The following is a 10523-nucleotide window of genomic DNA, read 5'->3' as shown; positions in this document are numbered from 1 at the left end:
CGATTACATCGAGATGTTCTATAACCCTAAACGCCGACACAGCAGTGCTATGCAGCTGTCTCCAGTAGAGTATGAGAAACGCTATTTCCTGAGCTTGGAGAGTGTCTAGAAAACCAGGGGCGATTCAGTCTGCAAAAACACAACGCCATCATCCTGTACAAGGAAGCGATCCGCTTTCGCGTCAATGCAGAGTTCCAGTGCTGATTTCATACTCTTTACCTATAAATTGAAGTTACTGGCAGGCAATGGAGTTGGTTGAGGCGGTGTATCACCGACGTAGACGAACTCCCGAGCAAGGTGGTCCCAAAGGTAACCGTGCTTGTAGGCCTCAGCACGAACGCTGTCTACCCTGTCGCTCATACAATTCACTGGCTGGCGAATAACCGCCCTGCACTTCACTTTGACCCACTCTGGCAAACTCATACCTCATCCCGCCCATATGTCCATTTTGATGGTGACAGTAAAACTGAGTGCGCCGCGTGCCAGAAGCACCTAATGGTGAAGTGTTCACGATACATCACGGCGTACTCGATAGGCTTTTCGCTTATTCCTCCCATTCGATCACATCCCAGTCGTAACTGATCTCGCAGCCATCGCCAGCGGTACGCCAGGTGCAGTCACCCTCATCTACCCTGGTGAGCTTCTCTTCAACGGTTGCCTTGGTATTCCAGTGGCGAAGCTTGCACAGGACGGTCGTGCCTGGTGCTGGAAGTCGGTCTTTTGCAGTGATCCATGCCATCGGTTGATTCCAGTCAGTTGTGGTTCAGCACCAAGAGGACGGCGCTGATAGAGAAAACACAATACCGCCTAGTCTGGCGTGCCTGAAGCCATAAAGCGGGGCTGAAAATCTGTTCAACCGACATGGATACGCAGGGAGCATCGGAGCGCCTTCAGGCTGACCCCTTAAGGGACAAAGGGCTGACGTTTCGGGATTAGCTAGCTGTTTGAGTGAAGATGCTGTCGTAAATCCCAGCTGTCAGAACCTCTTTCAATCCCTCAGCGAGGGCAGAAAGGGACCCAATTTTGGCCACTTCAGCCACTAGAGCAGAGAAGGTGCCGCCTGAAGGCATGTCCTGGACAACTCTCAACAGAGCAGTGCGCTGAGAATCATTCAGGGCCACACCTGAAACCTTCTCTACCATGCCGGCAGCATATTCAGCATCACCCTGCCCGAACGTTACTCGCTGCACAGGCGCTGCCGAGATCGGCAAGTCACTAGCAGCGATGGCACCACTCTCAATGCCTTCCAGGACATTGACGAATGCCGCGTCTAGACGGCGCTCATCACGAACAAAATCTGCAATCTGGCTGAGCTTCTTTGCGTCCACTGCTGTTACCTCTGATTCAGAAACGAGGGATTTGAATTGGTTCAAGGATATCCCAGCTTACAGAATCGCGCTGCTGGACAATCCGCTGCTGGATCGGGGCCCCGTGGGCTTCTGACACACCTATTGACCACGATAATGGACGCCACAGCAGAAAGGGGCATCAGATGGTCATCAACGAGAAAGAAGTGAAAAAAATCGAGGCTTATGCCTGCCCTCGGGATTTTCGTACTGGCAAGCGGACTCGTATGCGCGACTGGCGTGTAACCGTTCAGTTCGTAGATGGCCACGTATGGAACGACGGTGGCCACGGCACCCGTAAAGCTGCTCTAGCCTATGCCCAACGCTATGCACGCTGAACGCCGCGGCAGCTGCACTGCTCCTTGAGATTGCTCCGCCGTTACCAGTTGCTGGTGGTGATCAAGCCAAGGCATCGGATTCCGCACACCGGTTTTGACTCTGTTCTCTGATGTTCCCGCGTTAGTTTATTAACCATCAAGTTGGGGTCGATGCTTCTGGCACACCAATATGCCCCGCAGTATGAACGTCCCGAATTCGCTCTGGAACATGCCATGCGCCCCATTCATTTGTACGAGAACACTCGGTTGAGTCCCACCGATGAGCACCCTCAACCACCCGGTGAGTTTTCCCCCTGTAACTGTGGACACCCAGGACCACTAGGCCGTGAACGTTGCGGTGCCGATATGGCAGCATTCGCAGTTCGCTGCCCGGGCTGCAACAAATCTGTCCAAGCGTTCACTGAACAAGCTCTGCCCGTGAATTGGAATGCAGTGAGCCGTAAACACGCCCCCGTCCAGCCGGCGGTTTACAAATGAACGCAGCGCCGGCTAAGCGGCGAGAGCGCGCAATCGAATTTACGGGCCAGAAGGTTCGTGCATTCCAGAACGGTGCCAGCAACGTCACTAGACTGATCGTTAAAGGCGCTGCACGACAGTGGCTGATCGACCAATCCCCAGCATGGGTTGCGAGCCACGCTGATGAGCTCTGCCCCTTTGGCCAAGCTGGGGATCTGCTTTGGGTGCGCGAAGCCTGGAGCCAGGACTTCGCTAACCATTACCCTTTCACCACCACTTGGTATCGCGCGGATGACGATCGCAGCTATGAGATAGATGAAAAGGACGGAGTCCGAGGCATCTACAGTCCAGAGCATGATGAGCACGTACCTTTCAGGTGGCGCTCCAGTCGTTGCATGCCGCGGAAAGCAAGCCGACTGACCCTCGAGATAACCGGGCTCAAAATTCAACGCCTACACGACATCAGTGATCAAGAGATCATCGGCGAGGGCGTGCGTCAGGCGCGTGATGGCAGCGGGTGCTGGGTTGGCCGTGAAGGCCCCCGACGGTTAATGACCCCATGGCTGACCGCCCGCGAAGCCTTCATCGACCTGTGGGAAGAGAAGCACGGCCCCGGCAGCTGGGAGGCAAACCCCTGGGTTTGGTGCATCGAGTTCAAGAGACACATCAATGGCATCTAACCGACTGCCCGTAGCCTCCCCTACAACCCACACTCACGAGGTGCATCATGACTGACATCCAACGCTGGATCACCGTGCCTTTACCGCTCACCGTTGACATGGAAGTGGCATTTGCAGAGGCCTGGTACTCCAAGCGGCGCTGCATTGATGACGTTGAAATGGCTGATGCCTGGGAGGCGGCATGCAATGCTGCACCTGAGTCGCCCCAGGATCCACGCACTGAATCCCTCCAGCGCCAGGTAGCTCGACTTAACGACATGGTTCTCAACACCGGTAAGGCCCGCGAAAAGCTTCAGGCAGCAAACGATGAATTGCTTTCCTTACTACGGGAGTCACTGGCCCGCGACGATGCAGGGATTTACAGTGTGTCCATGACGCCGTCCTACCGGGATCGCGTGCGCCAGGCGCTACACAAACACGAAGTTCGCCGACCGGGCGTAGCTACCCTATTCCAAGAAACGGCTGATCACTTCCAAGAGGCCCTCGAGACTGAGCGCCCAGGTTCCGAGCAGATCCGGGGCATCCTTAACGACACTATCGCTCGAGCAGAGGCAGAACGTGATGCTGCACTCGCTCAACTTCAGGCCCTTCAGAATGAACCGGTATCGGTGAAGCTGATTGTTGTGCACCGAGGCAATGAAGTTGACGAACCTATGGTGACCTTCAGCCCCGAGTTTGCCCGGCAGTTTGATGCCCTCCCCGCCGGAACAGAGGTATGCCTGTACACCAGTCAGCCGTCGCCTCGTTTCCGCGGTGAGGGCCTGGCCCAGTTGGCGTTTCCGACCATGCTTCGGAAAATGTGGTCCGGTAGTGACGTTCAAGGTTGGCTTAACGAACAAGGGCCGGTCTATGTATGGCCCTCGCTGCAAAGAGCCTCATTCCAATCGCGCGTGGCACCCTGGCTGGTCGAGTGCTTTGGAGATGCGATCGCCCAAGACACACAAGAGCGCAACCAACGGTTTCTTGAAGAAGCCCTTGAGTTGGTTCAAGCATGCTCCTTGACCTCAGACGAGGCTCACCAGTTGGTCGACTACGTATTTGGACGGGATGTTGGCGAGCAGTCGCAAGAGGTGGGCGGCGTTATGGTGACACTGGCTGCTCTCTGCTACGCCAACAGTCTGGCTATGCACCAGTCCGGCGAAGTAGAGCTCGATCGAATCAGCAGCCCAGATGTGATGGCGAGGATACGTGAAAAGCAGAAAACCAAACCAGCATTCAGCCCTCTGCCTGGAGCTCACCCTGATCGGTGAAAGGAGCATTGATGGACTCGATTACGGATGCGATAGACGCCAAAACTACAGCGCGGTGGACCTTCGCATGTTCGCGTTGCCCCTGGAACGGATTCAAACCCGAGGTGACCGTCATTGGTTACTTCGCAGACTGTCCTGAGTGTGGATGTTCTTGCACTACGGACGAGCCCACCCATGAACCGATATCAGCACAAGCTGACAACAACTGACTCTGGGATAGCCCTGCCTGTCCTGGGCGAACCATGAGCATGTAATCAAAATTGGATGATTATGAGCAATCAAGAAAACTTGGTGAGAAATACAGTTTTGTCCTGCACCCTTAACTTAGGGGTCGGTGTTCTATGTATTGCTATGCTGTCCGGGCTCATAGCTGTAGTGCCCGCTATCGAGCAATGGCGAGCCCAAATGTGGGAGCACGTGTCGGGAATCATCACCGACGGCGGCACTAGCTTGATGCCCGCGGCCTACATTCAATGGGTAACCTTCCTAGTCGCGGCCTGGTCGCTGTGCATCGCATTGAAACTGGGTATACAACATTCCCTATGGTGCATTCCCTTTGGAGTGCTGACATTAAGCTCAATTCTACTGGGCGTGATTCCGTCGTATTACGCGATGATGTCAGTGTGCGGAGAATGGACACGGGACTTCATCTCCACTCAACCATTCGCCATCAGGACTGCGGTGGGTTTAGTTACCATCCTTCCCGCCCTAGGCCCTATTCTGTTGTTAACCTGCCTAATAGCGATTTCGTGTGGTGGCGACCCTGAACCGAACAAGCAAGCGGCAGAACAATGATGGAGAGGCCCGATTTAGTCTGGATCAATGACTCCCCGTCAATGACCATGCTAAGCTGATCTACAGTCAAAGGGCCTGTTAATGACTGATCAAAACCTAAACTTAGTTATAACCCATGAAAAAGCCTGTCATCGCCAATCACAAGTTGACAACTTTTAGACACCCATAATTTTCCCAAGGAGAGTGTCATGTTTTACAAGAGTTTGTTGAAAGCGTTTGAAGCCGGGGAGCTGGCGATAAATATCGATGATGCTGATAATTCGATAGTGGTCACTAGCCTTAAAGGTTCTAAACTTATCAACCTGAAAGCTAAATTCTTAACTGAAAAGGAAAGGTTTTTCTTAGCTGAGTCAGCTAAATACTTCACAAAACCATGCAATCCAGAGGAGGCTATGCAAAGAGCTCTTAAGGACCTCATCGAGGATTGCGACAGAACGATTGAGCGAGCCCGGCCCTATCTAAAACCTAGAGTCCGCTGAGTCAGCACTAAGCCTTAACAGTCAGGTACTTTTAATCCTAATATCGAGTCGGAATAAAATGTCGAGATCATTGGCAATGGTTGAATTTGAGGATGGCCGTAAGCTTTACCTCATTTATGACTGCACCGTTTGCTATGCCTTTCGCCCCCTTTTTGAAACCGCAAAAGCTGCCTGGGATTGGTACGTAGGCGGTAAGCCCGATATTCCGGAGCCACCTAACGCATCGAGCACAGAACTACCGGTAATCGTAACCACGGACGTGCATTTCGAAGGGCAGGAGCGCTGGCAGTACGAATCGAGAGCTTCAGCCGATTCAATGTGGCTGACTGGGCCGCGAAATTTTGAAGAGCGCATGGATGAGCTGAGTCGATACGATGGGCCCTGCGACGGGTACTACTCGTCTTAAGAGGAGACAGGCAGCCCAATTTGAGGGCCACCTGCAGGGCTGAATCAATGCGAGGCAGGTTTTTTAGGTGCAGGGAAGCGCGGCTGCAGAAATGCCTGCTCGTAGCCTTCTTCATCTGGGAACAGGTTGTGTTTGTCTGCAACCAAAACCTGATAGACCCGCTCGACCTCACCACGTACATCGCAAACATGCGTCTCCATGGCCGCTGATGCGTCAACTGGCACGCACTTCGTACGCAGGCCCTGCCCGGGCACTGATGACAATTCGACGAGGTCGGTGCGCTCTTGCTCAATCACCTCGCCAGCCTTTGCCAATTCAGCGTATACGTTGACCATATAGGCATTCAGCTGATGATCCATCCCGGCCATCGAGATTAGCTCAAACCCAACGGTGCCAGTCAGGCCGACTGAATAGGCAAACGATGGAGAATCGTCGCCTCCGAATACTGGTTTCACTGCATAGCCTTGAGCGCCGATCGCCCCATCGATCTCCGCGGCCATGCTTGGCCCAAGCAAGGAAATGCGAATAGCCCGGACCACATCGACAAGGTTTTCCTCAGTCACCAGTCCATCTTGTACCAGCTGGTTGAGGTGGAAGCCTACGGTCACCGATGGCGCGAGCTCAAAGGTCATATTTGCCGCAAGCGTACTCATCTGGAAGTCATTGATGTGATTAACGATGCCAGGCACTTGCAGCTTGAGGGCGGCGATTTGAGCAGGTGTAGCTTCGGGGAGGTCGTTCATGGGTACTCCGGAACTGTGCGTTTAGTGTCTCAAGTTGATGTCACTATTTTGCCCTGCCCAGCCAGTGCCAGAAGCATCAAAATAAATTTTGATGAGTTCGTCTGTGGTTGCATTTCTACCTGTCGATATACTCAACCCCACTTGGCGCGATGATTCGCCTGAAATCCGATCTGATGGAATGAACCATGTTCTACGAAGACATCAAGACAGCCATGCTCGCCGGTAAGCTCAAGGTTGGCCTTTACCCGCGGAACAGCATTTCGCACCGCGATAAGATATCCATTGAAGCTCCAGGTCTGCTCGGCATCAAGGCGAAGCTTCTGACAAAGGCTGATCGGTTGGCGCTCGTTAATCTGGTGCATCAAACCGCCGGTGATGCAGCGCGTGAGTTGACGGCTTCGACCGTTCAGCAATGGCTTGAGGAACGCAAAGCCGTGCTGTTAACCGGTAAAGCTGCCAGCGGCAAAACCACTTTCCTTCAAGCCGCACTGCCCAACGCAGTTTACTTGAATGGACGCACGTCGGATTGCTCGAACGCAAACTGGTTCTGGTACCAGGTGAGCAAAGACCCACACCTCCCCGTGGTGATCGATGAGCCTCAAGCGTTCCCTGTTCTGGTTCTCGGCGAGATCCTCAAGATCATCAAAGAGCAAAATCGTGGATACGTGCTGGTTAGCCAGGCCGAGGGTGGTTCGGGATTCACTGAGCTATGGGCGTTGATGACAACGGCGCCGGTCGGTTTCCCTGGCTACCCTCAGATTGACCCCAATTTTGTCTGGGTCAAATTTCAGCGCAGCCGAGATGTCACCACTGCCATGTGGGTCGGCAAGATCGTTTAATGCAAAGCCGCGGGAGGTGATGGCAACGGTCTATGTGCTGACCCCTTGAGATTGGCATCGCAATAGGAGACCAGGGCAGCATCTAGATTTATCAACCACCGTGGCCGCATCATGCCGCCTCAATTGGTCTCTATATGCCACCCATGTCATCTGAGTGCGATCATCACCACGATGCTGATGATTAGAGTATCTTCAACGGATTGTTTTCAGTAACTCGATCGCCGTTTCAATCGCTCTGTCAGACCGATCGACGATCGCGAAGATCCTTTCGACGGAAGGAGAGAACAAGCCGGTTCCGATCAAGCTAATGTTGAAAGGTGCGCCCTGATCTACATTCGCTTTGGCTTTTTCCCACCCGCCTCGCTCATCTGCGGCCTTGACCTTCCCTTCGAGGATGCCAGCAATGGCAGTGACATTGAAACCGTCATTGAACAAGGATTTGATTCCCAGCAATGTAGCCAACTGCATCTCGTGACTCATGTGGCTTTCAGTGGCCGTGGTAGCTGTGTTCATGTCCGCAAAACCTCATGTTCTAGATCTGTTGATGCTTTCTCTTTGGACGCAAGATCGGGCTAGCCGAGCCTGAACTCAGGCAGACCGCCATGATGCCAAAGGTTATCCGCCTGGCAACTCAAACCCCCGCAACGGAATTCATTCCAAGTGAAGCCTGCAGCTGGTGGCACATCCAGAGCGGACCGACACTGGAAACCATCAAAACACTGGAGACCACGATGGATATCAAAGACACCTGCTGGAGCCTGGATCAACTGGCAAACTCTACAGTAATGGCCCAATCGAACCGGGAAGCGGCCAGCTCTGCTTCTAATGCGATCCTTACCCTTCGCAATATGCTGGATCTGCCGGCAAGCGCAAAAGTGGATGATATTGTCGCGAAGGTCCATCAACTGATGCAGCAGATCCCCAGCGCCAGCTAATTCAGACCTACTGCTGGACGGTGAAGGCCTTGGCACTGCCACCCATCGAGAATCCAGCATCGCAGTGACCTTTGGGGTCTGGCATTTTTTGGATGTCGACCATCGACAGGCCATTAGCCCCGCTCTTGTAAGCCTTCATCTTCAAGCCCGTCAGGATGTAGTTCTCATCTGGCCCTAAGTCATTTGCATCGCTACCACAAGCGGCCGCCATGACAGAGCGAACCCCAATGGCGCCCTCTGGAATTGACTTGTAAACCTGAACCGATCTGACAGCGGTGTTTTGTTGGGCCATCGCCGTATCGTATGCAGAGGACTCAACGCTAGCCGGGCTTGCGGTGCAACCCACCAAGATTAATGCCCCAGCTGCGGAAACGAGAGTGAAGCCGAATCTGCTAACTGCAGGCGACGAAAACCGATTCTGGTGCATTGTCAGTCATCCATAGAAGAGGCAGGCCAGTTTAAACCCTAGGGGGTTCTGGCACACCTAGGCCAACGTGATGATTAACCCATCAATTCACTCACGGAACTGCCCATATGATCCCTACCCAGCATATCAACGAACCAGGCCAACCAGTGTTCATCAAGTTCGAGGTTCAGCGCTGCATTCGTGTCATGTACGGCATCGAATCTCAATACATTCCAATCGACCCGCGCCAAGTGGAAGGTGTACTGGAACCAGTTCGCAACGAAGTGAGCCTGGCCGAACACCCTAACCTGTCTCTGATCCTGTCCCAGCAGCCTGGAGGTGCTCAGATGGCCATGATCGACCACTGTGACGGCGACGTATACCTCAGGGCTGATGCAGGGCAGGATCCACACTCCGAGGTGAGTATGGCCCGCTTCGCCGGTGAGGCCTGGCGCGTCGTCGGGTATGAAGATGGGTTTCCGGACGAGCCCTATCAGCTCATGACGTCGGAGAGCATGCTGGCGGCCCAGTCCGTATGCAATGGACTGCTGGCGCTGCTGAAACCTGTACGCGTTGCCATGGGGATGGATGGTGGCGCTCACACCTTCATCTTTACCGATCGCCCGGCCGAGGTCCTGGTCATGGACAGTGCCCATGCGGCACAAAGCAAAGAGAGTGGCACCCTCGTGATCAATAGCCCATACCTCGGGCACGAGAATGAATATGCCGGCGACGTATACCGCGGTAATCTGGCTCGTGACGCAGTCACCCATTTCTGGCGGCAGGTCGAAGCGCACGAAGACGCTAGCGCTGAAATGCTTCCAACCCCTTAATGGCGCCTCGCCTTCCACAATCCTGCGCTGGATGAGGTTGTCTCTCCGGCGCTTTCTGGCTGTAAGGTCTGAACAGCTTCAATCTGAAACTGTTTGGTCCGAGCATCACCCTGGTAGATGCCACGCTCCACTTGCCATAGGTAATTGCGCCACTCATCTTCCTTACCATCCTCATGCGGTACGTTGCGGCCATGGACCTTCAAATCCCGCTTGAGCTTGTCCCGACTCGCCGCATCCATCGCATAGTTGAGAATTTCGTACCCATCCTTCAACTTGTCAGAAACCTTTTCTTCCAACAGTTTGCTCAGTTCTGCCTTATTCATCGCAGACCTCGAATGAATGGTGAACACCATTAGATGCCGGTGTGATCTCTATTTCAGCGTAGGCCTGAGTAGCCCGGTGTCAATCCATCCCGTTAAACAGCCCAGGCGACCCTAACTGCCGGCAGCAAGGGCTCACTTTGGGCTAAAGCTACCTAGGCTAGAAATGATGACTCTGGGTGGTTCTGGCACGGGTTAAAGGGCCAGAGAATTGCTCCATCGTTAACCCAGGAGCAAAACTATGAACACGCAAGCCGAGACACTTCAGACTGTCGCTGCCATCGCCGGCGCTGTCGTCAGCACCACACCACTCTTCAAGCACTTCTGCTGCGCCATCTGTGAAGACACTGGCCTGGTAGCCACCGAGCATCAGAACGAGGCTGGCGAGTACCTCAACGGTCGCTGCTGGAACAGCTGTGAAGCTGGCAATTCAGTGGTGTGGAGTTCCGAACAAGAACAATGGGTCAAACCTTCGGATCAGGTTCGATTCACGCTGCGCAAGAACGAGGGCAGCTCTAAGAAGCCTTGGCTCGTCGAAGACACCCATGCAGACCCCGCTCAAGATCCGGTCATCTATCACTTCGCTAGCAGGCTCAAGGCAGAACGCTTCAAGTCGGACATGGAAACTGAGTACGGATCCAAGCAGCTGGACGGCTAATCGTGTGTAATGTTGGCTTTACCCCTAAACACGCAGCAA

15 protein-coding genes are annotated in these 10523 nt (G+C 53.9%); 9 read left to right on the top strand and 6 right to left on the bottom strand.

The genetic code is table 11. The features are described 5' to 3' along the window. On the top strand, positions 1-109 hold a 109-nt coding region (locus H8F22_RS31575), incomplete at its 5' end, for an IS3 family transposase (protein WP_135192744.1). Between the two features lie 435 nt (positions 110-544). Here the strand turns inward: H8F22_RS31575 and H8F22_RS31570 are convergent. Beyond that, a complete protein-coding gene (locus tag H8F22_RS31570; RefSeq protein ID WP_116827127.1) occupies positions 545-739 on the bottom strand; it encodes a hypothetical protein in 195 nt (64 codons plus the stop codon). 193 nt (positions 740-932) lie between these two features. Next, on the bottom strand, positions 933-1373 hold the full coding sequence (locus H8F22_RS31565; RefSeq protein WP_194941108.1) for a hypothetical protein: 441 nt from the start codon (positions 1371-1373) through the stop codon (positions 933-935). Positions 1374-1492: 119 nt separating this feature from the next. Between H8F22_RS31565 and H8F22_RS31560 the strand changes: the two genes are divergently transcribed. The 4 genes from H8F22_RS31560 (at position 1493) to H8F22_RS31545 (ending at position 5344) form a co-directional block, all read left to right on the top strand. Next, positions 1493-1684, top strand: a complete 192-nt coding sequence (locus H8F22_RS31560; RefSeq protein WP_194941107.1) for a hypothetical protein — start codon at positions 1493-1495, stop codon at positions 1682-1684. A gap of 473 nt (positions 1685-2157) precedes the next feature. Next, positions 2158-2820 carry a hypothetical protein gene (locus H8F22_RS31555; RefSeq protein WP_169904046.1) on the top strand — a complete coding sequence of 221 codons (663 nt, stop codon included), beginning with the start codon at positions 2158-2160 and terminating at the stop codon, positions 2818-2820. Between the two features lie 47 nt (positions 2821-2867). Further along, complete coding sequence (locus H8F22_RS32805) at positions 2868-4070, top strand: hypothetical protein (RefSeq protein ID WP_228759033.1); 1203 nt, start codon at positions 2868-2870, stop codon at positions 4068-4070. A 983-nt stretch (positions 4071-5053) separates the two neighbouring features. Next, entirely contained in the window at positions 5054-5344 is a 291-nt protein-coding gene (locus H8F22_RS31545; RefSeq protein ID WP_011923066.1) for a hypothetical protein, read from the top strand. A 450-nt stretch (positions 5345-5794) separates the two neighbouring features. Here H8F22_RS31545 and H8F22_RS31540 read toward each other — a convergent pair whose 3' ends face one another. Next, on the bottom strand, positions 5795-6493 hold the full coding sequence (locus H8F22_RS31540) for a DUF4262 domain-containing protein (protein WP_169904048.1): 699 nt from the start codon (positions 6491-6493) through the stop codon (positions 5795-5797). A gap of 185 nt (positions 6494-6678) precedes the next feature. Between H8F22_RS31540 and H8F22_RS31535 the strand changes: the two genes are divergently transcribed. After that, on the top strand, positions 6679-7332 hold the full coding sequence (locus H8F22_RS31535) for a hypothetical protein (protein ID WP_169904049.1): 654 nt from the start codon (positions 6679-6681) through the stop codon (positions 7330-7332). A 192-nt stretch (positions 7333-7524) separates the two neighbouring features. On the opposite strand, the gene H8F22_RS31530 is transcribed toward H8F22_RS31535, so the two are convergent. After that, a complete protein-coding gene (locus H8F22_RS31530; protein ID WP_169904050.1) occupies positions 7525-7845 on the bottom strand; it encodes a hypothetical protein in 321 nt (106 codons plus the stop codon). A gap of 89 nt (positions 7846-7934) precedes the next feature. Between H8F22_RS31530 and H8F22_RS31525 the strand changes: the two genes are divergently transcribed. After that, entirely contained in the window at positions 7935-8267 is a 333-nt protein-coding gene (locus H8F22_RS31525) for a hypothetical protein (protein WP_169904051.1), read from the top strand. A 7-nt stretch (positions 8268-8274) separates the two neighbouring features. Here the strand turns inward: H8F22_RS31525 and H8F22_RS31520 are convergent, their stop codons facing one another. Beyond that, positions 8275-8559 (bottom strand): hypothetical protein, encoded by a 285-nt coding sequence (locus H8F22_RS31520; RefSeq protein ID WP_194941106.1) that lies wholly within the window; start codon positions 8557-8559, stop codon positions 8275-8277. Positions 8560-8801: 242 nt separating this feature from the next. Between H8F22_RS31520 and H8F22_RS31515 the strand changes: the two genes are divergently transcribed. After that, on the top strand, positions 8802-9506 hold the full coding sequence (locus H8F22_RS31515) for a hypothetical protein (RefSeq protein WP_169904053.1): 705 nt from the start codon (positions 8802-8804) through the stop codon (positions 9504-9506). Here the strand turns inward: H8F22_RS31515 and H8F22_RS31510 are convergent. After that, on the bottom strand, positions 9503-9829 hold the full coding sequence (locus H8F22_RS31510; RefSeq protein ID WP_169904054.1) for a hypothetical protein: 327 nt from the start codon (positions 9827-9829) through the stop codon (positions 9503-9505). The two genes, H8F22_RS31515 and H8F22_RS31510, sit on opposite strands and share 4 nt — an antisense overlap. A gap of 238 nt (positions 9830-10067) precedes the next feature. Between H8F22_RS31510 and H8F22_RS31505 the strand changes: the two genes are divergently transcribed. Further along, positions 10068-10484 carry a hypothetical protein gene (locus tag H8F22_RS31505; RefSeq protein ID WP_169904055.1) on the top strand — a complete coding sequence of 139 codons (417 nt, stop codon included), beginning with the start codon at positions 10068-10070 and terminating at the stop codon, positions 10482-10484. Positions 10485-10523: the final 39 nt, after the last annotated feature.

This window comes from Pseudomonas mucoides (genome assembly GCF_015461845.1).
GTDB classification, from domain to species: domain Bacteria; phylum Pseudomonadota; class Gammaproteobacteria; order Pseudomonadales; family Pseudomonadaceae; genus Aquipseudomonas; species Aquipseudomonas mucoides.
This window is presented reverse-complemented; position numbering and strand designations above follow the sequence as displayed.